Raw genomic sequence first — 24,494 nt, forward strand, 5'->3', positions numbered from 1 at the left:
AATGGTACTATGGCTCAAGCCCTGGGAGAGTAGGTCGCTGCCAGGCCTGCAAAGGACATCCCCTCTTCACTCCCCAAAACAACAACGCCGCGCTGAAACCTCAGCGCGGCGTTGTCGTTTGTCTTGGTGCGTCAGCTCGGGCGCCGACATGCTGCCGGGGTCGAAGCTCGAGCCCCGCGGAGCTCTCGAGGCCAGGGTCCGCCGCCGATGACTCGCGCCGCGACTGAGGTCGGGCTAGCGATGCTAGGATGACCATGCCGCATCGGTTCGCCCGCGCGGCCAACGCGATTGAAAATGATCGAGAGGCGCGGATGGAGACGACCTCGGCGGGGCAGCCGTATCGCCTGAGCGCAATTGCGAGCTTTCATGCCCACATCTATTTCGATGATGTCACTCGGGCCGAAGCCGCGCAGCTGCGGCAGTGGATTGCCGACCGCTTCCTTGTGACGCTCGGGCGTTGGCATGACGCGCTGGTCGGGCCTCACGAGCGGCCGATGTATCAAGTCGCCTTCGCGGTCGACGTGTTTCCAGTGCTGGTGCCATGGCTGATGCTCAATCATGGCCGCCTCAGCGTGCTGGTGCATCCGAATACGACGGAGCCGTTGGCCGATCACACCGCGCACGCGTTGTGGATCGGACAGCCGCTCGGCATCCGCGGCGAGAATCTTCCCTCGCACGGCGAGGCAGAGCTGCCGCGCGAGCCGAACACCACGCCGACGATCGCCGCCTGAGCTCGCGCGCGCACTGGTGGCGGCGCCGTCTCCGCACGGTCGGAGCCTGGGCGGACTTGCCGGACTACAGCGTGCGCGCGAGATCGAACGCGCGGAGAATGACCTCGGCGGCATCGATGTCGAAATTGCTCGGGCCTAGCAGGCGCGGCGCCAGCGGGCGGCGGCCGGGCAGGGCATGTCCGCCACCTTCGACGCGATACAGCGACACGCCGCCGATCACTTGGCAATCGCGCCAGCTGAGTTGCGTGACGGAGGTGTCGCTGGCGAGATCCCGATGCGGCAGCGCCGCGGCCTGGCGCACGCCGCAGCCGTCGCGCCGCGCAAAGAACTCCGCCGTCTTTTCAGCGCTCCACACCCGGCCGCGCCCGCCGCGCAGCCCGACCTCGCCGCCGCGATAGGGCACCATCGGATCAGCCGTGCCGTTGATCATGACCACCGGCACCGGCCGCGCGGCGCAGGGCGCGGTGCCATCCGGCATGTTGGCGATCACCGTGCCGATCCCGGCAAACAGCTCCGGCGCCTTGCAGGCCAGGGTGAAGCTCATCATGCCGCCATTCGAAATGCCGGCAAGATAGATGCGCCGGGGGGCGGCCGTACCGTCGGCGACGAGGTGCCGCACCAAGGCGCGGATGAAGCCGACATCATCGGGACCGCCGGAGCGGCCGTCGTTCCATTGCCGGTCGAGGCCATCGGGAAAGACCGCGGCGAAGCCATGAGCTCTCGCGGCTTCGGCAAAACCGGTCGTGCGCGCGGCGCCGGCGCCGCTGCCGAGCGCGCCATGGAGCACGATCACAGTCGGCTGCGGCGTCTTGCCCGTGGTCATCACCATCGCATGACGCGGACCATCGCTTGTGTCGATAGTGATGCCGCGCTCCGCGGCGACCGCCGTGGTCGAGACGAACAGAGCCGCTGCCATGGCGGCCATGAACGATCGGAGATGTGACGTCATGAGCATCCTTCTCGGCTGTCGGGTGACTCCCCGCGGTGGGGCTTCTGTCCGGGCGCGGCGGCCAGCACGCGCAGCCGCATCGCCCAGCTCCGGGCTGCCGCGAGGTCGCGGGCGATCGCAATCCATTCGCCAAATGCGATCCGCAACGGATTGAAGCTCGGCGCAACGCCGACGAGGCCGTAGCGCAAGGTTTCGCCGGCCGGGGCCTCGGCGAAGCTACCGAACAGCCGGTCGAAAATGATGAGCACGCCGCCATAGTTGCGATCGAGACAGGACTCGTTGGCTGCGTGGTGGACGCGGTGATGTCGCGGCGTGTTCAGCACATATTCGAGTGGACCGAGATGCGGCGCGAGCTCGGTATGGATGAAGAACTGGTAGAGCAGATTGACGCCGAGCATGCCGATGATGGCGAGCGGATGGAAGCCGAGCAGCGCCAGCGGCAGATAGAACAGGACATGACCGGAGATCTCGCTCGTCCAGCCGAGACGAATGGCGGCGGTCAGGTTCAGATGCGTCGAAGAGTGGTGCACGGCATGCGTGGCCCACAGCCAGCGAACCCGATGCGAGGCGCGATGGTGCCAGTAGTAGACGAACTCGCTGGCGAGAAACAATGCGAGCAGGGCGAGCGGCCGGCTCGCGTCGAAATCGAAGATCCTGTGGCGATAGGCGATGGCGAAGGGAAAGGCCGCGACGAGCGCGACCATTGCGCGGATCAGATGCTGTCCGATCGCGATGGCGAACGAGGCTGCGGTCTCGCGCAGGTCGTGAGTCTCGCGGCCTGCTAGCCGGCCGAGCCCATATTCCAGCGTCATGAAGCCGAGCGCCGTCAGCAGCACGATCATGCGCGTCGACGGCGGTAGGGAAGAGAAGATGGGCATGGCGCGCATCCGACCTCATCGAATGGAGGCGGCGCGCCGGTCCGCCCCGGAGAGGCAGGCGGACCGGCGACATCGATGCTTCAGGGAGGCCGCGAGCAGCAACGCTACGGCGTCCGTTCAGCGCGTGACGGTGCGGCTGTAACTGTAGGAGTTGCCGCGCGGTCCCGTGCCCTGGCCCTGCCGGGTGCAGCTGCCGTCACTGCAGCTCGCGGAGCCGGAGCGCGACCAGCTGCGGCCGGCGGGACCTGTGCCGCCACCCTGCCAGGCGCAGGCGCCGCCGGAGCAGCTGCCGGAGCCGCCAAATGAGGTGGTGCCGCGCGGTCCGGCGACCGAGCCGCTGCGGGTCCAGGCATTCGCGTCGACCGCGGCTGCCGCCGAAAGGACTGCCACGAGCAAAAAGGTCGCGATGGATGTCTTCACGTCAGTCTCCCAATTCGTTCGCGCCGGCGATCGCGTCGCCTGCAGAGGGATACTGTGCGTTGGATGTCGCGGGCGGATGCACCGCCGGTGTCGTTTGGTCGCGGTGATTGGCCGGATTGTAACGGCTTGTCACGCGATCGCCGTCCGATACCGCAACATCGAGCGGCGCGGCGGGCTCTGGTCCAGCCGCACCCTCGACGTTCCGGCGCCTGTTCAGGCCACTACCGGCCCGTCGGTGTGCTTCACCACCTGGTCTTCGTCGCCGTGTTGACGTTGATCACCGCCGTGGCCGTGTTGGACGTGGTTGTCGCCGTGTTGTTGATCAGAGTCAGCAGCTTGTAGTAATCGACGACCTTGGCGTTGGCGACGTACATCACGTCCTTGCTGCGCATCTGGAAGCCCGAGGCCAGCAGCATGCCGGAGGGGTCGCGCAGGTTGACGTGGTAGATGGTCGGAATGCGGTCGTAGATGAAGCGGCTGGTATCGATGCCGAGCTTCTGCAGCAGCGGGCGTTCCTCGTAGCGATAGAGGAAGACCTCGGCTGGATCCGATTGCTGATCGTTCAGGCCGCCCGCCTTGCCGATCGCCTGGGCCAGCGTCAGCGTCTCCGTATCGAACGAAATCTCGGAATTGAAGCCGAAGACGTTCTGATTGAGGGCGCCGAGGGCCGTGAAGGTGGGGGATTCCCGCGTGATGTAGACGACGTCGTTCGGGCGGATGAAGATGTTCTCGCGCGGATCCTGCACCACGCGGCTGAGCAGCACGCGCACACGTTTGCCGTCCCGCTGCAGGGTCACGTAGCTTTCGATGGCCTCGTGCTTCGGGCCGCCCGCACGTGCAATCACCGCCAGCAGGCGTTCGCCCACGCTGTTGAGGGCCAGCACGCCCGGCGTATTGACGTCGCCGAGCACGCTGACCACGCTGGAATGCTGCTGGTTCAGGCTGACGACGACCTGCGGCTCGAGGGCGCGCTTCTGGAGCCGGAAGACGATGTCCTGCTCGATCTGCGGCAGAGTCCGGCCGGCGGCGGCGATCTCGCCCGCATAGGGAACGCGGATATTGCCTTGCTGGTCTACCGCCTGCGCCGGCAGATCCACGAAGTTGCCCGGGCGGGCGCCGGCGGCCGTGGGCGGCGTGAACAGCCCGCCTGGGGCGGCTTCGAAAATGGAAACGTTCAGCACGTCGCCGATGCCGGCGACCTGCACCGGCTTCGGCCGCTTGTCCGGAAACACGCCCTGGAACGTGACCATGTTGGGCTGCGACAGGAAGCCGATCGTCTCGGGGCTGATGTCGACCAGCGCATAGGGAAGCGCCGTGTTCGACCGCACGCTGGCCGTGGCATTGTCGTTCACTGCGTCGCTGGTCGGTCCTGTTCCGGGGAGCAAGGAACAGGCTGGCAGAAGCGCCAAGATCACCAGAGTTAGGAGCGCGCGCGAGCCACGGCAAAGGCTATGAAAGCCGCTCGGGTCCTCTGCGCTGTTGCGCACAGGAGACCCCCCGCCGCCGGTCGACCCGCGCGGATTGATCAAGGCCTTCAAACCCATCCCCGAATACAGCAAAAATACGTTTCCCCACGCTGCTCCCTCCACCAAGAAGGGAGAACGTCCCACATATTTCAACCTACCCGGCGGCCATACTGGACGAAAGCGCACCGCCGGGCGGGTTGGTCCGCTTTTGCCCGGCCGTGCCAATTAGGTCACAGTCTTACCTTACCATATTACCGCAACGAGCTGTCAACTCCGCCGGAGGTCCATGGTGGACGGATGATCCGTTCGACCTAACAGGAGCCGAGCAATTTTAAGCACAAAGCCGTTGCGCAACGGTTAGCCTGAGTCGCTTCGCTCAGGCAGGGGGCGACGACATCGCAGGCCGCGCAACGAGTCGGTGAGCCAAGGCGATCGGACGGGGCGCCGGGACCGCAAGCGGGCGGCCGGCTGTCCAAGGCCGCCGATCAAGTCTATGCTGCTGCGCCAGCCCTTGAGGCTCTTTGCAACGGAGCACGCAATTGTCGAACGTGATCAGGATCGCCGCAGCTGCTTTCGCGATCGCCTTCACGGGCCTATCCGATCCCGCGTCCGCGCGCGGCCTCTATCCGCTGACGGAGTGCGGGCCGGATCTCAGCAGACTCTGCCGGCTGCACGGGGCATTCGAGGCCACTCCGTTTCATTACAATCTCGCGATTCATCCCGGGTGCATTCGGCGTATCGCCGTCCAGACGCCCCGGGGCGTGCTGTACCGCCGCGCGGTGGTGTGCGGAGCGCCAGAACGGCCCATGATGTGGTAACCTCGGCCCTTTCCTCGGCGTCTCCGAAGGGCGCTGGACGCTCTGCTCGGCAGCTTCATGGTCAAGCTTGGCGCGAGATGGCGGCCGCGATGGTTGATGCGGGCCGTGCTCGTTCCGACGGCTGGCGCCCGCCCCAGCCATGTTCGGGAGTGTCGATCATCGCGCAGACGATTAAATGGGTAGTTCCGCACCGTGTTTTTACGTGATCTGAAATTAAATTAATCGTGTCCAGACGATTACGCGCGGTCGGAGACATAAAACGGTAGACTGAACAAACTAAAGCTTCAATTGTACCGGACCAAAGGTGCTTAATAAGTCCTTTCTGGCAATGCGGTAGCATTTTACTGCAAACCGTAGCGAGTGCCAGAGGTATTTAATGTCTTGCTGCCAGATGGTAAATTAACTTGTCGCGAGTGGTTAATTTAATTTCTAAAATCGAATCCGTGCATCGTCGCGATGACGGTTTGCCGGAAGTCGAGAAAAATCCCTCAAAACTCGCCAATGAGTGGGGTCCGTCCTTGTGTGACGAGCTTGGTACCGCGTTGATCGAGGATATTGAGACGGATGGCGGCGGTGGCGCTCTGAATGCTGTCCTGAAATCGCTGAACAAGATGCGCCTTGCGAAATCACGTTTCGGCCGGCCATCGTCGGGCCGTTCGCCGCAATCCGCGCTGCGGTCTCAGATCGAGCTTTGTGATGCCCTGCTCGAGGAGATCCAATCCATCAGCAGCAGCCTGGGCAAGCGCGCGAAGAAGTCCGCGGCTCCCAGGCGTCGCCCGATGGCCACGCGGCGCCGCCGCGGGACGGCTCATTTGATCGCGCCCCAGCCGGCGGTGCCGGGTCGGACCAGGCAGCAGAAATAATCGCATCGGAAATTGATCGGCGCGGCGGCCGGCCGTCATGGTCGCGCCGGTTGCCGGCGCGGGGCGACAGCCGCTCAGCATCGACCCCGACGGCGCATCAGATCGCCCAGTGCTGCTGTCGCTGGCAGCGACGGCCGGACGTCATCTGGACGTTCTTCAGCCGTCGTATCGCGCAAAGACGGCGCCCCGAGAGACAGTGCCGGCCGGAACCCATGTCACCGGTGGGCGGGGGATCGGGCCGCCGGGTGACCGCAGCCGTCCTCCACGCCACAGCCGATCGCGCGGCAGTTAGTTTCCGCTGCCGGTGGTGTGCCTGTCTCACGCCGCGCGACCCCGGATGCCGTCGGCGCGACGTGTTTGAGTCTGATTCGCATGAGCGCGCCTGAAGGATCCCGTGTTTGGCGAAGGCGCTTGATTCGCCGAATCGATGTCGGCGGCTTTGCGGCATGTTCACGGTGCGGGCTCAATTAAACCAGCTCGCGACATTTTGTGCGCATGCAAAAATATCTCGATCCGGGCTATCGGGGTGCTCGCCCAAATAGGTTGTAAGCCCTCGCGGCAGCTTTGAAAAACATGTCGCGGTGAAAATGTTCAGCGACCGAATTCGGCACCGTTTGATCATCAAACCTACGTCACTTTGACGCGGTTTTGCCTCAATGCGCAGCGAATCCGTTGCAAATCGTGTTGATTCGGCGACTTCTTGCAGCGTGCAGACGAATGTTGCCACAATCTGGAGGCGGTGTGACATAATTTCGGAAAAGGGGGTTGCGGGTTGATAATTGTTTGAGTTACAACCATTAGGTCTAGTCGGATTGGTATAAACTCAAATATTCAGTTTTTCCGAGCGTGAGCCACTTGCGGAACGAAATACCGAATTATATGACGTTAATTCGGCAGGATAGAGATCACAGACAAAGGTCGCTGCATGTCCACCAAGAAGATCGATTTCGAGGCGATGTCTTTCGATGACCTCTGGTCTCTCCATGAGCAGATCAGTCAGATCCTCGCCGTGAGGATCACGTCGGAGAAGCGCGAGCTCGAACGTCGTCTGGCGGTTCTCAACCGCAGCCGCGGTGCCATCGAAGGCGCCGGCAGCGAGGGTGGGCAGTCCTACACCACCAGCGGCAAGGCGCGGCGGAAATATCCCCGGGTCCTGCCGAAGTATCGCAACCCACAGACCTCCGAGACCTGGTCCGGCCGCGGCAAGCAGCCGCGTTGGCTGGTGGCGGCGATCAAGACCGGGCATCGGATCGAGGAATTTGCGATCAATGGGGCTGGCGCTTCGAAAAGTCGCCGTCAGCGCGCCTGATCGGGGTAGCTTCAATCAAGCTCGCCGCGCCGATAGTTGAGCGACGCTGCGCGTCGATACTGGGCCTGATTCGCCCTCTCAGCATCCACGAACGACATGTGAGCGGTTTGACGCCGCAACGTCGCGATCCGCCGATCAAGACCTGACCGAAGTGGGCCCGTCCGATCTGCCCCGCACGGCTCCGCCGATTGGCTCGCGATCATCATCCGTTGCGAATGCGCCTAATAGGCATTGTTGCCGCGGATCAGCTCGATCGGCGTCCTCAGCAGGATCGCGACGTCGAGCGACAGGCTCCAATTGTCGATGTACCAGAGGTCGAATTCGACGCGCTGTTCGATCGACGCACGCGTGGGCGTGGGGCCGCGGCAGCCATGCACCTGCGCCCAGCCGGTCAGTCCGGGCTTGACACGGCGACGGAACGCGTAGTTGCGCACGAGCTTGTCGAATTCGTTGTCGTGCGCCAATGCGTGGGGGCGGGGGCCGACCAGGGACATGCTGCCGTCCAGGACGTTGAGCAACTGCGGCAGCTCATCGATGCTGGTCCGGCGCAGCCAGGTCCCGAGCCGGGTGAACCGGCTGTCGCCGATCTGGGCCTGGACGATCGAAGGCCCGTCCTCGAGAACGGACATCGTGCGAAACTTGTAGATCTGAAAAGATCGGCCGTTGAATCCGCAGCGTTGCTGCCGGAACAGCACTGGCCCGGCCGAGTCGAGCTTGATGGCGACCGCCACCAGCAGGAGCAGCGGCGACATCAATGCCAGCGCGATGCCTGCCAGCATGACGTCCATGAGCCGCTTGGTGGCGTGTTCAAGCGGGCTCAGCAGGCCGCGCTGCAGCTCGATGCAGACCGCATTGCCGAGTTCGCGGCACGGCCGCTTGAAGATGTCCGAAGCCGTTCCGACCGGCACGAAACTCACTGGAAACGGCAGGACTCTCAGCTCCGCGCCGAGCGTTCGCAGATCGGACCAGGGTTCGGGATTGGCGCCGACGACGATCTCTTCGATATCGGAGCCGCGCACATAATCGATCACGCTCGAAACGATCCGCTGCCGCTGATCCGGATCCGCGTCGGGCTCAGGAAGCAGGAAGTGTCGCTGGACGCGAAAGCCGGTGTCGGTGAGCACCTGGGTCAGCCCGGCGTTGTCCTTGCTTGCTTCATCGGTGATCAGAACGATGTTTCGGCCGGAAAATCGTCTCTCCGCCAGCCCCTTTGCCAGCAGATATGCGGTGGTGCGGCGATGCAGGATCAGCGCCGCGAGCCCGAACATCGCGAATACGATGCTGGTGCCGCGCGAGAATTCGCTCCCGATCTTGAGCGCGAACAGTGCGCCGGCCAGCACGAGGAACGCCGTGACCCAGGTCAGGCAGGCCGCGCGGATCTGGCGCGGCAGGATCAGGAGCTCGGCCGGCCGGTACATCCCGCGGATCTTCATCAGCGAGACGAACAGCGCCGACACGAGGATCGCCAATCCGAGCGATTTACTGACGTCGTTGGCTCCCGCCGGATCCTGCAGATGATACAGAAACCCGGACAGGACGCTCGACATGGTAATCGTTGCAATGTCCGCCGCGATCGCGAAGGGCTCCACCGAGTCGTAGTGGACGGGCCATTTCCGCCCTTGGAATTGTCGTTCCAAGAGGACGGCCGGCATGCCATTTCGATCGAGAGTCTTGGGCTGATCCACGTAATGCATGGGATGTCGGTGTTCGAAACTCGGTTAAATAGCGATTAGCCGTCATTATATGTTTTGGCATTTAATTTAAACAATTAAAAACTGCCATTGGGATTTATTCGCGCCGTCGGACGTCTCCCGATACCTCGACGAGGCCGGTGACGCCGGAATGCCGGTTCTGGAGGACGGAAACGAGGCCGCTCGCCCCCTCCAAGTCGGTCCTGGCAATGCCCGCGTGACGATTTAATGTTCGTGAAACGGATATTTCAATGCGGGTGGCCAAGAATGGCATTTAAAAAGAGATATAATTGGATTATTAATCCGGTGCCGGGCGCCCGCGACGCGGGTGACGCGTCCGCAGCCGACCGAATGCAGGGGGAGGTTTTCCTCGTGCAGCCGGGAGGGCGAAGCGAGGGCACGGCGAGCTGTCTTCGAGGCCGGCCGGCGAGATTGGAAGATCATGATGCTCATTTCAAAGATTGAGAACCCGAAGGACGTCGCGCCATGAAGGTCGTATTGTTCTGTGGAGGGCTCGGGACGCGGATCCGGGAATATTCCGAGAGCATTCCGAAGCCGATGATTCCGATCGGCCACCAGCCGATCCTCTGGCACGTCATGCAGTATTACAGCCAGTACGGGCACCGGGATTTCGTTCTGTGCCTGGGCTACAAGGCCAATGTGGTGAAGGACTATTTCCTGAACTACAATCAGGCGTCCACCACCGACTGCACGATCTCGCAGTTCGGCAAGAAGGTCGAGCTGCTGGGCGATCGCCCCCCGGATTGGCGGGTCTCGCTGGTCGACACCGGCATCTGGCGCAACATCGGTCAGCGACTGCGGGCGGTCCGGCACATGGTCGAGGGCGAGGAGATCTTTCTCGCCAACTACAGCGACGGCCTGACGGACGCGCCGCTGCCGGAGATGATCGATCGTTTCAAGCGCAGCGGGAAGATCGGCTGCTTCATCGCCATCCACCCGCCGATCAGCTTTCACCTCGCCGAATTCGACGCCGACGGCACCGTGGGCCGCATGGCAGCGAGCAACGATTCCAACATCTGGATCAACGGCGGCTACTTCATCTTCCGCAAGGAGATATTCGACTATATCGACGAGGGTGATGAGCTCGTCGTGCAGCCGTTCAAGCGGCTGATCGACCGCGGCGAGCTGATGGCCTATCGCTACGAAGGGTTCTGGCGCGCCATGGACACGCTCCGTGACCGCCAGGTGCTCGAGGAGATGATCGAGCGCGGCGACACGCCCTGGCAGCTCGGCGCCAACCTTCCGGCGGTGGTGAACGGATGAGGGCCCTGCAGCTCGCCGGTCGCGGCGACCGGCTGTCGGTCCTGTGTCTCGGCGCGCACTCCGACGACATCGAGATCGGGGCCGGAGGCACGCTGCTGTCCTGGCTCGACCAGGGCGTCCGCCTGGATGTTCATTGGTGCGTGCTCAGCGGCAATGGCGAGCGCGGCGTCGAGGCGCAAGCATCTGCCGACGATTTCCTTGCCGAAGCCGCCGGCCGCAATCTCGAGATCATGCAGTTCCGCGACGGCTTCTTCCCCGAGCAGGGGGAGGAGATCAAGGCTTGGTTCGAGCAGCTCAAGGGCCGGATCAACCCGGACGTCATTCTTGCTCACCGCCGCGACGACGCCCATCAGGATCATCGGCAGGTCAACCGCCTGGTCTGGAACACGTTCCGCGATCATCTCGTCCTGGAGTACGAGATTCCGAAATGGGATGGCGATCTCGGACGGCCCAATGTCTACATGCCCGTCTCCGAGCGGATCATGAAGCGGAAGGTCGCGCTGCTGATGGCGCATTTCGGCAGCCAGCGCTCCAAGCAGTGGTTCGATCCGGAGACGTTCATGGGTCTGGCGCGACTGCGGGGCATGGAGTGCCGCGCCGCCGAGCGCTATGCCGAGGCATTCGTCGTGCGCAAGCTGTCCTTGGGGTGAACGGCGGCCGAATCCGCTCGCCGTGAGGTCCTCGCGGACGCCGCATCAATGTCCGATCTGCGAGGAGATGATCGGCGCTTGGCCGCGATGCGTGGCTGCGGCCGGCAGTCAGCCGGCCGCCCGTCGGGGAAGTTCGACGATCTCCTCTGCCGGCGGACGCTCGATTGCGGTGGCCGGCACCTTCTCCAGCCAGACCTCGCGCCACCACGCATAGATGCCGCGCGGGCAGAACAATCGGTTCTCGCTGTAGCGCGACTGGCAATAGACGCCGTCGAGAATGACGGCCGGTGTCTTCATCCGCCGGATGTAGCCGGTGCGCTCGTCGATGAACTTCTCGACGCGCGTTCGCACCCGGAACACCTTTCCGCAATAGGGCACCATCTCGGCGTCGAAGCCCATGCCACGGTTGTTGGTCTGCTTGTCGATGGTGGCCAGGATGTCCTTGTGCGGGCGGACGCGGACGAGATCGCCGGGCTGCAGCCCGAGATCGGCGATCGGCGCGTCCTTGTCCGTCAGGAGATCTCCGCGCTTGCGCGGAAACGGTACGCCGCCCCACAGCGACTGGACGCGGTCATAGATCCAGCGCGCGGGCCGGCCGAGCCGCGGACGGCGCGCCATGGTGGCGCCGACATAGGCGAAGTAGAGAAAGCCCTTCAACATCTTCGCGAGCGAGACATTGCCGGACGCGACGTCCTCGGCGTATTGCCGGGCGTCCCACCATTTGAGCGGCTGGGTGTAGGTCGGCAGCTCGGTGGCCTGGCAGGCGTAGCGCGGGCCTTTTCCCGGCTGCTGATCCGGCGACTTCGTCGCGTCCCACACCGCGCGCACCGTGCATCCGCCGGACGGCTGAGGCGCAGCCGCGCGGTCCGGGCCGGCCGGCGCGGGTTTGGTCGCGTCCACCGGGGAGAGCCACGCCTCCTTCCAGAAGATCAGGCAGGCCGCCTGGCAGCCGCCATAAGCCTCGCCGTCACAGCGGTGCTCCAGATGCACCGCGTTGGGAAGGCGCCGGCCGAGCCATTCTCCGGTGTTGTATCCGGTGACCGTGTCGCAGGTCTTGTGAGCGCGCTTGTAGACCTGGAAGCGTTGGCCGCACCATTTGAACATCTGCGGCATGAACGGCAGCCCTTCCAGGCGCCCGTTGGCATCGAGCGTCGCCAGAATCTCATCCTTGCTGCGCACTTCGACCCAGTCGCCGGCGGATAGTGTCATGCTCTGTCTTTCAATGCTTAAATCAATGCGTCATCGAGGCGGGTGGGGCATCCCGCGCGGGACGCCTCATTTGCCAGGGATCGAATTAAAGCTGCCGAGATCTGCGGTCAACATTTGTCCCTTTTGTGGCGTTATTTAATTTGAGTCAATTAATTAAATCAAGAGGGTGCCTGATGCCGCGCCGGCCGGATGGTCGCGACATCAGGCGGATCGGGGTAAATACACGGGTTTTCACGGAGTTTTGTGTGCCGCGCCGGAGAAAACGGCTGGCGACGTCGCTTGCTGACGGATTCACTGGACGCTGGCTAGAAAATTAAATTATAATCTATTGGAGGGTGATTTAAATTCTCGTTTTGGTTGGTGACATAGAGGGTGCGATTTTGAAGGTACTGATCACCGGAAACATGGGCTATGTGGGTCCGGTCGTCGCGCGGCATCTGCGGGCGCAGCGCCCGGATGCGACGCTACACGGCTTCGACAACGCCTATTTCGCGCACTGCCTGACCGGAGCGCCGGTTGTTCCGGAGCGATGTCTCGACGAGCAGATCCATGGCGACGTCCGCGACATGTCGCTCGACCTCCGTGGCTATGACGCCGTGGTCCAGCTGGCGGCGATCTCCAACGATCCGATGGGCAATCGCTTCCAGGAGGTGACGCTCGACGTCAACCAGAACGCCACCGTATCGCTCGCCAGGAGGGCTGCGGCGGCCGGCGTGAAGAATTTCGTGTTCGCGTCGAGCTGCAGCGTCTACGGCATCGCCAACGGACCGCCGCGCAAGGAGAGCGATCCGCTCAATCCCATCACGGCCTACGCCAAGTCGAAGATCGGATCGGAGCAGGAACTCGCCGCGATCGACACCGGCATGACCATCACCTGTCTGCGCTTTGCGACGGCCTGCGGCATGTCGGATCGGCTGCGGCTCGACCTCGTCCTCAACGATTTCGTGGCCTGCGCGCTCACCCGTCGCCAGATCAGCGTGCTCTCCGACGGCACCCCCTGGCGCCCTCTGATCGACGTCGCCGACATGGCGCGGGCGATCGACTGGGCGATTGACCGGCGGGCGGCGACGGGCGGCCGCTTCCTCACCATCAATGCCGGCTCCGACGACCGCAACTACCAGGTCAAGGATCTCGCCAATGCGGTGGCTGCGCGAGTGCCCGGGACCAGCGTATCGATCAACACCTCCGCGCCCGTGGACAGCCGCTCCTACAAGGTCGATTTCGGCCTGTACCGCTCCCTCGCACCCGATCATCAACCGCAGGTCACCCTGGACCAGTCGATCCAGAACCTGGTCGAGGGTCTCAAGAGAATGCAGTTCAAGGATGCCGAGTTTCGCTCGTCCGATCTGATCCGTCTCAAGGTCCTACAGGACCACATGGAGACAGCCAGGATCAACGACAGGCTGCAATGGACGTGATTGCGCCGGGCAGACGGTCGCCTCGGCCGGCAAAGACAGTGACGGAGACACCATGGAACTGACCCTTCCCACCGCCGTCGGCGTCGCGCCCAAGTGCCGGCACTGCGGCGACGACCTGACCCTCAAGCTGATCGACCTCGGCGCCTCGCCGGTCGCGAACGACTACATCGATCCGGCCAACTACATGCGCGCGGAGCCGTTCTATCCGCTGGAGACCTTCGTCTGCCGCGAGTGCCGTCTGGCGCAGACACGCGACCTCCTGGCCGCGTCCGAGATCTTCCGCGCCGACTATGCCTATTTCTCCTCGCACTCCACCTCATGGCTCCAGCACGCGCAGCGCTACGTCGAAGCCATGGCCGATCGCTTCAAGCTCGGTCCGGCCTCGCGGCATGTCGAGATCGCGTCGAATGACGGGTATCTGCTGCAATACTCCCTCCAGAAGGGGATCGACTGCCTTGGCGTCGAACCCTGCGAAAGCGTTGCGCTGGCTGCACGTACCAAGGGCATCGAGACCCGCATCGAGTTCTTTGGCCGCAACTATGCGACCCGCCTCCGGGAGGAGGGCTGGTCGGCCGATCTCCTCACGGCCAACAACGTGCTCGCGCACGTTCCTGATATCAATGACTTCGTCGGTGGCGTCAAAATTCTGCTGGCGCCGGAGGGCGTCGCGACCTTCGAGGTCCAGCACCTGCTGACCCTGATGCAGCGGCATCAGTTCGACACCATCTATCACGAGCATTTCTCCTATCTGTCGCTGATCGCGGGCCTGCGCATCTTCGCACGGGCGGGCTTGCGCGTTTTCGACGTCGAGCTCCCGGAAACGCATGGCGGCTCGATCAGGTTCTTCGTCTGTCACGAGGGCGCCGCTCATGCAGAGAGCCCGAACGTCGCCGACGTCCTGGCACGAGAGCGGGCCTATGGGTTGCATGACGACGCGATCTACATGGCCTGGAACGAGCAGGTCAAAGAGACGAAGCGGGCTCTGCTCGAGCTGCTGACGGCACTGAAGCGCGACAACAAGAAGATCGTCGGCTACGGTGCCCCGGCGAAGGGCGTGACGCTGCTCAATTATTGCGGGATCCGCACCGATTTCCTCGACTTCACGGTCGATCGCGCCCCGTCCAAGCAGGGCCGCTACATGCCGGGCGTTCGCATTCCGATCCTGCCGCCGGAAGCGATCTTCGAAGCCAAGCCCGACTACGTCCTGATCCTGCCGTGGAACATCAAGAGCGAGATCAAGGCGCAGATGGCGGCCATCCGCGACTGGGGCGGCCGGTTCATCGTGCCGGTCCCCAAGGCGACCATCGAGGAGTAGAGCAGGGCATTGCCGCACGATTGCGCGAAGAGTTTTGAGCCATGAGGTTTGTCCAGCTGGGACGGTCGGATGCGCGGCTGATCGAGCTTACCGTTCGCTCCGACGAGCGCGGCAGCTTCACGCGGACTTGGTGCGCGAAGACCTTTGCGGAGCAGGGCGTCGCGTTTATCCCGGTGCAGGGCAACAGCTCGGTGACCCGTCTCCGCGGCACCGTCCGCGGCATGCATTTCCAGCGCGCGCCGAAGCCCGACGCCAAGATCGTCCGCTGCAGCGCCGGCTTGATCCATGACGTCATCGTCGACATCAGACCGGATTCTGCGACGCGCGGCGAGGTCTATGCCTGTGAGCTCGGTCCCTCGACGGCGCGGATGCTCTACGTCCCCGCGGGCTTTGCCCATGGCTTCCAGACGCTGACCGACGACGTGACGGTCGAGTATCTGATGGGTGAGGACTATGTCGAGGAGCTCTCGGACGGTTTCCGGCACGACGATCCGATGATCGGCATCCGATGGCCGCAGCCGGTGACGGTGTTGTCGGCCAAGGATGCCGCCTGGCCCTCGCTTGCTGAGCGGGAGCTGTGGTGAAGCAGCATGACGGCAGCTCGGTGTCTTGGGGGAGGAATCTGGCGGCCCCGGAGCGGCCCGATCGCCTCGAAGGTTCTGACTATTTGTCGAGGAGGATCATGGAATGACGAACATTTTCGTTGATGCCATCATGCCCGATGACGAGCGGCGCCAGAAACTGTACGAGGGTGCGCTGTTCCTGTACTCGCCGACGCCCTCGCTCGATGGGCTGGTCGCGTTTGCCAGGGAGCTGATCGAGGAGGCGTTTCATCCTTACGATCCGCGGACGGCGCAATTCGAGCTTCCTGTCGAGCGCTACGTCGAGATTCTCGTCAGGCTGAAGCCATTCTTCATTCATCACGCCCGGTCGAAGGAGCTGGTGCAGGGAGCGCTCCGCGAGCTTGGCTGCGATCCCGAGCTGACCTATTTCGACGTGCCGCGGCTGCGGTCGGCAACGAGCGATGACTATCTCACCACCGGGATCGCATTCGCATTCCACCCTCATCGCGACACCTGGTACTCGGCGCCGCCGTGCCAGCTCAACTGGTGGCTGCCGGTGTATGACATCGCGCCAGACAACGGCCTTGCATTCCACCCGCGCTATTTCGACGAAGCGATCAAGAACGGCTCCAGAAACTATAACTATTACGAGTGGAACCGGACCTCGCGGGCATCGGCGGCGCAGCACATCAAGACCGATACACGGGTGCAGCCGAAGCCGGAGCAGGAGATTGCACTGGATCCGCAGATCCGGGTGATCGCGCCGAGCGGCGGTGTCACGATCTTCTCCGGATCGCATCTGCATTCGTCGGTGCCGAATACCTCGGGCGTGACGCGGTTCAGCATCGATTTCCGTACCGTGCATTTTGCCGACGTCAGCGGCAGGCGCGGCGCCGTCAACGTCGACTCGGAGTCGACGGGCACGAACCTGCGGGACTTCCTGCGGGTGACCGACCTCGCGCGGCTGCCTGAGGAGGTCGTCGCGCCGTATGATCAGGACGGGGCGCCCCGCGATCATCTGATCTATCAGCCGACGATCGTGCCGCTGGCGACCGGCGGTCTCGCAGCCGATGCCGCGCAGGCATCGGCCTGACGGATGATGCAAGGTTCGCAGGTCATGCTGGACATCCTCACATCATCGATTGGGCCGCGGGCGCCGGCGATCGATCTCCATGATCTGATTACGGAGCTGTTTCCAATCAACCGTAGCCTCACGGGAGCGGGGGTCCGTCAGACGCTCGAGATCGTCTCACGCTATGTCGACCTCGTGATTCACGAAGTGCCGTCCGGAACGCCCGTCCTCGACTGGCATGTGCCGGCGGAGTGGAACATTCGTCGCGCGACGATCTCGACCCTGGCGGGCCGCCCTCTCGTCGACTTCGCCGACAATAATCTGCATGTGATGGGCTACAGCAAGCCGGTCCAGGCGGTGCTCAGCCGCGCTGAGCTTGCGAAGCACGTTCATACCTTGCCGGAGCAGCCTGATCTCATTCCATACCGGACCGGCTACTATGCCGACGATTGGGGGTTTTGCCTGCCGGATCGTCTCTGGCGGGAGATGACGGACGACAGCTACCACGTCGAGATCGACAGCGAGCTCTCGCAGGGATCGTTGACCTACGGCGAATTCTTCGTCCCCGGACAGACGGACAAGGAAGTCCTGATCACCTGCCACGTCTGCCATCCGAGCCTCGCCAACGACAATCTCTCAGGGATTGCCGTCATGACGGCGCTGGCGATGCGGCAAGCGCAACGGCCCCGCCGGCTCGGGTACCGATTTCTATTCCTGCCGGCAACGATCGGCGCGCTTGCATGGCTCGATCGCAACGAGCGGGATCTCGACCGTGTCGAACACGGCCTCGTCCTCACCTGTCTCGGCGACCCCAGTGGATTTCACTACAAGCAAAGCCGGCGGGGCGCGACCATCGATCGCGTCGTCGCGCATGTCCTGAAGCAATCAGGGCATCCTCACGAGATTCTGCCATTCAGTCCCTATGGATATGACGAGCGGCAGTTCTGCTCACCGGGATTCGATCTACCGGTCGGGTGCCTGATGCGCGGCGTGCACGGCACATTCCCCGAATATCACACCTCGGCCGACAATCTGAATTTCGTCAAGCCGGACTGTCTCGACCAATCCTACGCCGTCATCGAGGAGGTGCTGGATCTGCTCGATCGTGACTGCATCTACGAGCGCGTCGATGGGCGAGGGGAGCCGCAACTGGGACGGCGTGGTCTGTATCGCGCGATTGCCGGTCAGCGCGAGGCAGGTGGCGCGACGCAGATGGACCTCCTCTGGGTCCTCAATCTGGCGGATGGCAGGCACAGCCTGCTCGACATGGCGATCCGGGCCGACGTTCCGTTCGCGCGAATCGAGGCCGCCGCACGGATCGCGCTGGACGCCGGCCTCGTTATCGTAACGTCACCGCCTTCTCCGTCAGCACCGGAGCATGTGAGCCGACAAGACCAGAGTGAGGCGTCATGAGTTCGCAACCGGGCAAGCCCCGCATCGCCGTCTTTTCACTCCGAAACATCTTCGGTAAGGCGCTCAATCGCGGCCCCCACGTCGAGTTCGAGGACATCATCTGCGAGGTCGATTCCGCCGAGCTGTTCGCGCCGGAGCTCGATCCGTCGCGCAGACGGGCGAGCTTCGCCACCCGGCTGGGCTACCACGCGCCCGTGCTGTTGAATCCTGGGATCGCGCGGATCCAGCCGCGGCAGCAATACGACGTTCTGTTCGCGATCTGTGGATTCCCGCAGGACCTGATCATGTTCGATGCGATCGAGGATCTGAGAGGGGCGTGCAGGACCTCGGTGTGCCTGCTGGACGAGCTATGGGTGAAGGAGATCACCAAGCACCGGCACTTCCTGAAGATCCTCGCCAAGTTCGACGTCGTGATGCCGTTCCAGATCAACACCGTGAAGCCGCTCAGCGAGGAGATCGGCCAGGCTTGCGTGCATCTCCCGCTCGCCATCGACGCGATCCGCTTTTGTCCCTATCCCGATCCCCCCGAAAGGGTCATCGACGTCTTCAGCATGGGGCGCCGCTCCCGCGTCACGCACCAAACGTTGCTCGCGATGGCGCGGGACAGCGGCCTGTTCTATCTCCACGACACGATCGGCGGCAGCCAGGCCATCGACCTCCGGGAGCACCGGGCCCAGATGGCAAACCTCGCCAAGAGGAGCAGGTATTTTCTGGTCAATCCCGGCAAGTTCGACGAGCCGCAGGAGACCGGGCGGCAGGTCGAGTTCGGCTACCGGTATTTCGAGGGCGCGGCATCGGGAGCCATCATGCTCGGTGAGCGTCCCGACAACGAACTCTTTCCGCGGTTGTTCGACTGGCCCGAGGCGATGGTCGACGTGCCGCACACGTCGCCCGACATCGACCGGGTCATCAGGGAGCTGGACGGTGACCCGGTCCGGCAGGACCGGATGCGGCGAAGCGGCATGGCCCAGACCTTGATGCGGCACGACTGGGTGTATCGGTGGGAGACGATCCTGGAGGCCACGGGTCTGCAGCCGATGCCGGGCGTCGCTGCACGCAAGGATCGGCTGAAGAGGCTGGCCGAGATGGCGGCCGGTCCGGGGGTGGCGCGCGAGCATGAATTAGATCGCGAGCCGGCATTGTTGGCGCAGTGATGTTTCAATCCTTCTCTCCGCCACAAAGTGGCGTCATCGCGCCCCGGCGGCCCATGTTTCGGCTGCAGACGATTTTATACCGGCTGCATTTCGACGATTGGATGTTTCATTGCCCTGTACGGATCTGTTTGGCCGTGACTGGGAATAGGAAAGTTGGCTGCAATGTTTGAAAGCGATTGAACGGAGATGTCGGAAGCCGTCGCCGCCTATTTCGAGGAACATCGGGAGTCGAACGATCTCGGACGCCGCGCGTTGCGCGGAGGTCTGATTTCCATCGTCATCCAATACGGCAATGCCGTGCTCCAGATCGGAGCGGCCATCGTCCTGGCCCGGCTGCTCGCGCCGGAGGATTTCGGGCTCGTCGCCATCATCACCGTGCTGACGAGCTTCGCGCCGCTCCTGATCGACTTCGGCCTGCTCGACGCCACCGCCCAGCGCAGCAGGATCACACCGGCCCAGGTCAGCGGCCTGTTCTGGGTCAGCACCGGCATCGGCGCGGCGGTGGCGATCGTCGTCGCTGCATCCAGTCCGCTGATTGCCTGGGTCTACGGTGATCCGCGACTGGAGCCGATCGCGCTCTGCGTCGCGATCACCTTCGTGCTGTCCGGGCTGACCAATCAGCACATGGCGCTGCTCCGGCGCACGCTGCAGTTCGGCCGCATCGGTCGGATCCAGCTGTTCGGCACGCTGGCGGGGACGGTTGCCGCCGTCGCCATGGCATTCGAGGGCTACGGCTATTGGGCGCTGGTCATTCGCCCCGTCGTGACATCGATCTGCGTCGTGGTCGCCGCGTGGTCGGCCTGCCGTTGGCGGCCCAGCGCGCCGGTGTTCGACGCCGAGGTGCGATCGATGGTGCGTTTTGGCCTCCACGTGGTCGGATTCACCGTGGCCTATACGTTGTCACGGGCGGTGGACCGGATCGCGCTCGGTCTGCTCTACCGGCCCGATCAGGTCGGGTACTACCAGAATGCGATGAACCTGTACGACAACTCGATCTATGCGGCGCTCAATCAGACGCATGCGGTGGGAAGCTCGGCGCTCAGCAAGCTGCAGACCAATCCGGTCGCGCTGCGGCAGAAGTACGAGGCGGCGCTCTCGATCCTGGCCTTCTTCGTGATGCCGGCGGCGGCGATCCTCTCCGTCACCGCCGAGGACCTGACCGTCGTCCTGCTCGGGCAGAAGTGGCAGGCTGCGGGAGCGCTGCTCAGCATCATCGCGCTGCGCGGCATTTCGCACGTCGTCGAGGGCTCGCAGGGCTGGCTGCATCTGTCGCTCGGACGGGCGGACCGGTGGCAGACCTGGGGGATCATCTCGCTCGTCGCGCAGGTCGTTGCGGTGCTGGTGGGGTTGCCCTTTGGGCCGGTCGGCGTGGCCTGGGGCGTCGTGGTCGGATACTCGCTGATCGCGCTGCCGTCGGTCATGTATGCCGGACGTCCGATCGGCATCGGTGCGGAGGTCGTGATCCGGGCCGTCGGACCGCAGACCATCGGCGCCGTCGCGACCGCAGCTGCCGGCTGGTGGCTGCAAGCCGCGCTTCTAGGGGCCTATCCCGTCCTCCTGCGCATGTTCCTGTCCGGGTGCTTCTGCGGCTGTCTCTATCTCGCGATCGTCGTCGGCGTGTTCCGGGTCCGCGAGCCGCTCAGGATCGCAGGTACGATCGTGCAGGATTTCGCCGGCAAGCGCTGAGAGGGAGCGAAAGGGGGCTCGGACAGCACCGCATGTCGCGATTAACTATCGCAATCATTGAATACCCCATATAAAACACCCCGTGATTTAAATGCTTTAAATGGTCATGGCCAGCGACAACCACCCGGACTTGGATGTGATGGAGGCGGATCCTGCGCCATCGGCGCAGCGCGAACCCGAATGGTCCGCAGCCGGTTTCGCCGACCGACGGCGGCTCAGCATCCTCAGCGTCTCGCACATGCCGGCGAGCCCGCCGCGGTTCGGGGCACAGGCGCGCATGCACGGGCTGATGACCCAGCTCGCGCGCCGCCACGACCTCACGGCGGTGATGCTGGTCGATGACGCCTTCGACATCGACGAGTGTCGGCGGGCCATGCAGGCCTATTGCCGCGACGTGGTGCTGGTGCCGAACCCCTACGGCCGTGACGGTCTGGCGAAGCGGCTGCTGCAGCTGCGCTCGCTGGTCTCGTTGCGGAGTTTCGATCGGCTGCGCGTGGCCCTGCCGGAGCTGCAGCGGGCGCTGGACCGGGTGCTGCGGACGACACCGTTCGACATCGTCAATCTCGAATTTCCCTATCTCGGCCACTGCCTGTTCCGTCAGGCGCCGGCCGGCGCGCCGCGGCCGCGGCTGATCGTGGACTCGCATGAGATCGCCTATGACCTGGCGCGGCAGTTCGCCGCCACGGGCGCGAGTCTGGGCCGCCGGCTCTACGCCGGTGCGAACTGGCGCAAGCTGCGCCGCGAGGAGATCGCGGCCTATCGCGAAGCCGATGGCGTCTATCTCTGCAGCGCGGACGACGAGAAGCGTCTGCATGACGACGTTCCGAACGCCCGCACTGCGGTCATCCCCAACGCCGCCGATATCGACTTCTATCAGCCGCGCAGCACCGATCCCGCGCCCGACGGCCGTACGCTGGTCTATTTCGGCCTGCTGTCGACGGTGCCGAACATCGATGCGGTCACGCATTTCGTGCGGGACATCTGGCCTCGTATTGCCGCCCGGCATCCCGATGCGCGCTGCAAGATCATCGGCGGACGGCCGCCGCCGGCATTGACGGCGCTGGCCGGGCCGCGGATCGAGCTGACCGGCTTCGTGCCGGACCTGCGGCCGCACCTCGCCGCGGCCGCGGCGGTGATCGTCCCGCTGCGGCTCGGTGGCGGCACGCGGCTGAAGATCGTCGAGGCCATGGCGATGGGCAAGGCGATCGTCTCGACCAGCCTGGGTGCCGAGGGCATCGAGGCCATGCCCGGGCGCGACATCCTCATCGCAGACGAGCCCGACGCCTTTGCGGGCGCGGTCAATCGGCTGCTCGCCGAGCCCGATCTCGCGGCGCGGATCGGCGGCGCGGCGCGGCAGGTGGCGGTCGAGAAATATGCCTGGAGCGCGGCGGCGCAGGCGCTTGAAGACTTCTACTGCGAGATCCTGGAGACAAGATCGTGATGAAGGCCGCGCTCATCGGGGCAGGGCAGATCGCCCGCCAGCATCTGGCCTGTCTCAACAGTTTGCCGGGCGTTCAACTGGCCGGCATCTGTGATCTGTCGCCGGCGACGGCGGAGGCCGCAGCCGAGCGTTACGCCATCCCGTCTTGGTTCACCGATCATCGTGCGATGCTGCAGACCGTCCGGCCCGATGTGGTGCATGTGACGACGCCGCCGACCTCGCATTTCCGGCTGGCGATGGATGCGCTCGAGGCCGGCGCGCATGTGATCGTGGAGAAGCCCGCGACCTCGACCTTCGACGAGCTGCAGACCCTGACGTTGCGCGCCAAGCAGACCGGCCGCCATGTCGTCGAGGACTACAACTACGTCTTCAACCGGGCACCGCAGGAGATCCTGCGTCGCATCGAGACCGGCGAGTTCGGCGCCGTCACCCATGTCGACGTGCAGATATGCCTCGACATCCTCGGTCCCGACGGTTTTGCCGATCCGAACTCGCCGCATCCGGCGCTCAGCCTTGCGGGCGGTGCGATCGCCGACTTCCTGCCGCATCTCGCCTCGCTGTCACATGCATTCGTCGGCCCGCATCGCAACGCGCATACCGTCTGGAGCAAGCGCAAGCCGTCGCCGCTGCCGTTCGACGAGTTTCGCAGCGTCGTCGAGGCCGAGCGTGGCACGGCGACGCTCGGCTTCAGCGCGAGCGCTCAGCCCGACGCGTTCTGGCTGCGGGTCTATGGCGAGCGGATGCAGGCGACCGCTAATCTGTTCGAGACGCGGCTGACGTTCGACGGCCCCCGCAACGTGCCGAAGCCGCTGCGCCCATTCTTCAGCGGACTGGAGGAGGGCCGCGACATCCGCCGCGCGGCGCTGTCGACCCTGCTGCGCAAGTTCAAGGGCCCAGGGGCCTATGAGGGGCTGTGGGAGTGCCTGGCACGCACCTATCAGGCGCTAGGCTCGGGAACGGCCTTGCCGATCACGATGGAGGACGTCCTGGCCGTCAATCGGATGGTCGAAGCGATGAAGCCGACGGAGCAGGCGGACATGAGGAAGCTGGCGATATGAAAGCCCTGGTCACTGGCGCCAACGGGTTTCTCGGCCGGCATGTCGTCGATGCGCTGCTGGCCCGCGGCATTGAGGTTCGCGCCGTGGTGCGTCCGGCGACGCGCGTTGACGCGCTGGGCTGGCCGTCGTCGGTCGACATCGTCAGGGCCGACCTGCGCACCTCGCGCGACCTTGTTCGCGCGTTCGAGAATGTGGATGTGCTGATCCATCTGGCGGCCGTGGTCGCCGGCGGCGAGGATGCGCAATTCGCCGGCACGGTAGGCGGCACCGAGCGGCTGCTCGAGGCGATGGCGGGCAGCGCCTGCCGCCGGCTCGTGCTGTGCAGCAGCTTCTCGGTCTACGACTACACGGCGACGCGCGATATCCTCGACGAAAGCGCACCGCTCCAGCAGACACCTGATGTCTACACCCGCGGCGGCTACACTGTCGCCAAATGGTGGCAGGAGCGGGTGACACGCCGTTACGTCGAGAAGCACGGCTGGGACCTCACCGTCCTACGTCCCGGCTTCATCTGGGGACGCGGTCACGGCTATCTTGCGGCGCTCGGCCAGCAGATCGGGCGCCACCACGTCGTGATCGGGCCGCTGACCCGCATCCCCATGACCCACGTCGAGAACTGCGCCGATGTCTTCGCGCTGGCGGCCACGGATTCGCGGGCGATCGGCCAGACGCTGAACGTCGTCGACGGTCTCGGCGAACGGGTCTGGACTTATCTGTCGGACTACATGCGCGGCACCGGCGAGCGCGGCCTCCGGTTGCCCATCCCGCATTGGCTCGCCAGCAGTACCGTACGGCTGGCGTTTGCGACCGTGTTCAGGCGGGCGACCAAAGTGCCGGCGATCCTGACGCCCAAGAAATTCGACGCGATGCTCAAGCCGCTGCGCTTCGACAATCGCAGGCTGAGGGACACGCTCGGCTGGACGCCGCCGCTCGACTACGAACAATGTCGGGCGCGGACCTACGGTCCGTTGCCGGCTTCGGCGGCAGCGCCGGCGTCCTGGTCGTCTGGAACGGCTGCTTCCATTTGAGGGCCGCGATGGTCCAACGGCGCCTGAGATGGAGGGGGCTTTTGGTCGTGCTCGATCTCGCGCGCGAGGCCGTTTCCG

General features: G+C 64.3%; 22 protein-coding genes. 16 read left to right on the plus strand and 6 right to left on the minus strand.

The genetic code is table 11. The annotated features are described in order from the left end of the window. Window positions 1-311 precede the first annotated feature (311 nt). On the plus strand, window positions 312-731 hold the full coding sequence (locus QW868_RS23505; RefSeq protein WP_315812196.1) for a DOPA 4,5-dioxygenase family protein: 420 nt from the start codon (window positions 312-314) through the stop codon (window positions 729-731). A 64-nt stretch (window positions 732-795) separates the two neighbouring features. Here the strand turns inward: QW868_RS23505 and QW868_RS23510 are convergent, their stop codons facing one another. From QW868_RS23510 to QW868_RS23525, 4 genes are all read right to left on the minus strand, one after another. Then, on the minus strand, window positions 796-1,680 hold the full coding sequence (locus QW868_RS23510) for an alpha/beta hydrolase family esterase (RefSeq protein WP_315739463.1): 885 nt from the start codon (window positions 1,678-1,680) through the stop codon (window positions 796-798). Next, on the minus strand, window positions 1,677-2,558 hold the full coding sequence (locus tag QW868_RS23515) for a sterol desaturase family protein (RefSeq protein ID WP_316231626.1): 882 nt from the start codon (window positions 2,556-2,558) through the stop codon (window positions 1,677-1,679). The genes QW868_RS23510 and QW868_RS23515 overlap by 4 nt, the downstream gene beginning before the upstream one ends. A 117-nt stretch (window positions 2,559-2,675) precedes the next feature. Continuing rightward, window positions 2,676-2,978, minus strand: coding sequence for a hypothetical protein (locus QW868_RS23520; protein ID WP_315758308.1), 303 nt, complete (start codon window positions 2,976-2,978; stop codon window positions 2,676-2,678). A 242-nt stretch (window positions 2,979-3,220) separates the two neighbouring features. After that, window positions 3,221-4,588, minus strand: coding sequence for a polysaccharide biosynthesis/export family protein (locus QW868_RS23525; protein WP_316231702.1), 1,368 nt, complete (start codon window positions 4,586-4,588; stop codon window positions 3,221-3,223). A 404-nt stretch (window positions 4,589-4,992) separates the two neighbouring features. Here QW868_RS23525 and QW868_RS23530 point away from each other — a divergent pair, with 404 nt between their 5' ends. The 3 genes from QW868_RS23530 to QW868_RS23540 all read left to right on the plus strand — a co-directional run bounded on the left by QW868_RS23530 (window position 4,993) and on the right by QW868_RS23540 (window position 7,434). Further along, window positions 4,993-5,262 carry a hypothetical protein gene (locus QW868_RS23530; RefSeq protein ID WP_410051320.1) on the plus strand — a complete coding sequence of 90 codons (270 nt, stop codon included), beginning with the start codon at window positions 4,993-4,995 and terminating at the stop codon, window positions 5,260-5,262. A gap of 404 nt (window positions 5,263-5,666) precedes the next feature. Continuing rightward, a complete protein-coding gene (locus QW868_RS23535) occupies window positions 5,667-6,125 on the plus strand; it encodes a hypothetical protein (protein WP_315739467.1) in 459 nt (152 codons plus the stop codon). A gap of 925 nt (window positions 6,126-7,050) precedes the next feature. Beyond that, a complete protein-coding gene (locus QW868_RS23540) occupies window positions 7,051-7,434 on the plus strand; it encodes an H-NS histone family protein (RefSeq protein WP_315739468.1) in 384 nt (127 codons plus the stop codon). A 221-nt stretch (window positions 7,435-7,655) separates the two neighbouring features. On the opposite strand, the gene QW868_RS23545 is transcribed toward QW868_RS23540, so the two are convergent. After that, window positions 7,656-9,128 carry an undecaprenyl-phosphate glucose phosphotransferase gene (locus tag QW868_RS23545; RefSeq protein ID WP_316231628.1) on the minus strand — a complete coding sequence of 491 codons (1,473 nt, stop codon included), beginning with the start codon at window positions 9,126-9,128 and terminating at the stop codon, window positions 7,656-7,658. Window positions 9,129-9,611: 483 nt separating this feature from the next. On the opposite strand from QW868_RS23545, the gene QW868_RS23550 reads away from it, so the two are divergent. Then, complete coding sequence (locus tag QW868_RS23550; protein WP_315739470.1) at window positions 9,612-10,409, plus strand: glucose-1-phosphate cytidylyltransferase; 798 nt, start codon at window positions 9,612-9,614, stop codon at window positions 10,407-10,409. Then, the gene (locus QW868_RS23555; protein ID WP_316231629.1) at window positions 10,406-11,059 is read left to right on the plus strand and encodes a PIG-L deacetylase family protein; all 654 of its coding nucleotides are present in this window, start codon (window positions 10,406-10,408) and stop codon (window positions 11,057-11,059) included. The genes QW868_RS23550 and QW868_RS23555 overlap by 4 nt, the downstream gene beginning before the upstream one ends. A 108-nt stretch (window positions 11,060-11,167) precedes the next feature. On the opposite strand, the gene QW868_RS23560 is transcribed toward QW868_RS23555, so the two are convergent. After that, window positions 11,168-12,268: a hypothetical protein gene (locus QW868_RS23560; protein WP_316231630.1), complete on the minus strand. Its 1,101-nt coding sequence runs from the start codon at window positions 12,266-12,268 to the stop codon at window positions 11,168-11,170. Window positions 12,269-12,648: 380 nt separating this feature from the next. On the opposite strand from QW868_RS23560, the gene QW868_RS23565 reads away from it, so the two are divergent. From QW868_RS23565 to QW868_RS23610, 10 genes are all read left to right on the plus strand, one after another. Continuing rightward, window positions 12,649-13,686, plus strand: coding sequence for an SDR family oxidoreductase (locus QW868_RS23565; RefSeq protein ID WP_316231631.1), 1,038 nt, complete (start codon window positions 12,649-12,651; stop codon window positions 13,684-13,686). A 52-nt stretch (window positions 13,687-13,738) separates the two neighbouring features. Further along, window positions 13,739-15,001, plus strand: coding sequence for a class I SAM-dependent methyltransferase (locus QW868_RS23570; protein ID WP_316161862.1), 1,263 nt, complete (start codon window positions 13,739-13,741; stop codon window positions 14,999-15,001). A 41-nt stretch (window positions 15,002-15,042) separates the two neighbouring features. Beyond that, window positions 15,043-15,585, plus strand: coding sequence for a dTDP-4-dehydrorhamnose 3,5-epimerase (locus tag QW868_RS23575; RefSeq protein WP_315739478.1), 543 nt, complete (start codon window positions 15,043-15,045; stop codon window positions 15,583-15,585). 103 nt (window positions 15,586-15,688) lie between these two features. Continuing rightward, window positions 15,689-16,657 carry a hypothetical protein gene (locus QW868_RS23580; RefSeq protein WP_316231632.1) on the plus strand — a complete coding sequence of 323 codons (969 nt, stop codon included), beginning with the start codon at window positions 15,689-15,691 and terminating at the stop codon, window positions 16,655-16,657. Between the two features lie 24 nt (window positions 16,658-16,681). Continuing rightward, window positions 16,682-18,049: a DUF4910 domain-containing protein gene (locus QW868_RS23585; RefSeq protein ID WP_316231633.1), complete on the plus strand. Its 1,368-nt coding sequence runs from the start codon at window positions 16,682-16,684 to the stop codon at window positions 18,047-18,049. Next, entirely contained in the window at window positions 18,046-19,203 is a 1,158-nt protein-coding gene (locus QW868_RS23590; protein WP_316231634.1) for a glycosyltransferase, read from the plus strand. The genes QW868_RS23585 and QW868_RS23590 overlap by 4 nt, the downstream gene beginning before the upstream one ends. A gap of 186 nt (window positions 19,204-19,389) precedes the next feature. Continuing rightward, window positions 19,390-20,889 (plus strand): lipopolysaccharide biosynthesis protein, encoded by a 1,500-nt coding sequence (locus QW868_RS23595; protein WP_315739483.1) that lies wholly within the window; start codon window positions 19,390-19,392, stop codon window positions 20,887-20,889. Between the two features lie 139 nt (window positions 20,890-21,028). Next, the gene (locus QW868_RS23600; RefSeq protein WP_316231635.1) at window positions 21,029-22,330 is read left to right on the plus strand and encodes a glycosyltransferase family 4 protein; all 1,302 of its coding nucleotides are present in this window, start codon (window positions 21,029-21,031) and stop codon (window positions 22,328-22,330) included. Continuing rightward, a complete protein-coding gene (locus QW868_RS23605) occupies window positions 22,330-23,388 on the plus strand; it encodes a Gfo/Idh/MocA family oxidoreductase (protein ID WP_315739485.1) in 1,059 nt (352 codons plus the stop codon). Before QW868_RS23600 ends, QW868_RS23605 begins: the two co-directional genes overlap by 1 nt. Next, entirely contained in the window at window positions 23,385-24,416 is a 1,032-nt protein-coding gene (locus tag QW868_RS23610) for an NAD(P)-dependent oxidoreductase (RefSeq protein ID WP_315739487.1), read from the plus strand. Before QW868_RS23605 ends, QW868_RS23610 begins: the two co-directional genes overlap by 4 nt. The last annotated feature ends 78 nt before the right edge of the window (window positions 24,417-24,494 follow it).

The sequence above is a fragment of the Bradyrhizobium sp. SZCCHNR1051 genome (genome assembly GCF_032489615.1).
Classification (GTDB): Bacteria; Pseudomonadota; Alphaproteobacteria; order Rhizobiales; family Xanthobacteraceae; genus Bradyrhizobium.

Excerpts from the sequence above, each read along its gene's own strand:
- QW868_RS23505 (WP_315812196.1), top strand. The coding sequence starts at position 312 with ATGGAGACGACCTCGGCGGGGCAGCCGTATCGCCTGAGCGCAATTGCG.
- QW868_RS23510 (WP_315739463.1), bottom strand. The coding sequence starts at position 1,680 with ATGACGTCACATCTCCGATCGTTCATGGCCGCCATGGCAGCGGCTCTG.
- QW868_RS23515 (WP_316231626.1), bottom strand. The coding sequence starts at position 2,558 with ATGCCCATCTTCTCTTCCCTACCGCCGTCGACGCGCATGATCGTGCTG.
- QW868_RS23540 (WP_315739468.1), top strand. The coding sequence starts at position 7,051 with ATGTCCACCAAGAAGATCGATTTCGAGGCGATGTCTTTCGATGACCTC.
- QW868_RS23545 (WP_316231628.1), bottom strand. The coding sequence starts at position 9,128 with ATGCATTACGTGGATCAGCCCAAGACTCTCGATCGAAATGGCATGCCG.
- QW868_RS23550 (WP_315739470.1), top strand. The coding sequence starts at position 9,612 with ATGAAGGTCGTATTGTTCTGTGGAGGGCTCGGGACGCGGATCCGGGAA.
- QW868_RS23555 (WP_316231629.1), top strand. The coding sequence starts at position 10,406 with ATGAGGGCCCTGCAGCTCGCCGGTCGCGGCGACCGGCTGTCGGTCCTG.
- QW868_RS23560 (WP_316231630.1), bottom strand. The coding sequence starts at position 12,268 with ATGACACTATCCGCCGGCGACTGGGTCGAAGTGCGCAGCAAGGATGAG.
- QW868_RS23570 (WP_316161862.1), top strand. The coding sequence starts at position 13,739 with ATGGAACTGACCCTTCCCACCGCCGTCGGCGTCGCGCCCAAGTGCCGG.
- QW868_RS23575 (WP_315739478.1), top strand. The coding sequence starts at position 15,043 with ATGAGGTTTGTCCAGCTGGGACGGTCGGATGCGCGGCTGATCGAGCTT.
- QW868_RS23580 (WP_316231632.1), top strand. The coding sequence starts at position 15,689 with ATGACGAACATTTTCGTTGATGCCATCATGCCCGATGACGAGCGGCGC.
- QW868_RS23585 (WP_316231633.1), top strand. The coding sequence starts at position 16,682 with ATGCTGGACATCCTCACATCATCGATTGGGCCGCGGGCGCCGGCGATC.
- QW868_RS23590 (WP_316231634.1), top strand. The coding sequence starts at position 18,046 with ATGAGTTCGCAACCGGGCAAGCCCCGCATCGCCGTCTTTTCACTCCGA.
- QW868_RS23595 (WP_315739483.1), top strand. The coding sequence starts at position 19,390 with ATGTCGGAAGCCGTCGCCGCCTATTTCGAGGAACATCGGGAGTCGAAC.
- QW868_RS23600 (WP_316231635.1), top strand. The coding sequence starts at position 21,029 with ATGGAGGCGGATCCTGCGCCATCGGCGCAGCGCGAACCCGAATGGTCC.
- QW868_RS23605 (WP_315739485.1), top strand. The coding sequence starts at position 22,330 with ATGAAGGCCGCGCTCATCGGGGCAGGGCAGATCGCCCGCCAGCATCTG.
- QW868_RS23610 (WP_315739487.1), top strand. The coding sequence starts at position 23,385 with ATGAAAGCCCTGGTCACTGGCGCCAACGGGTTTCTCGGCCGGCATGTC.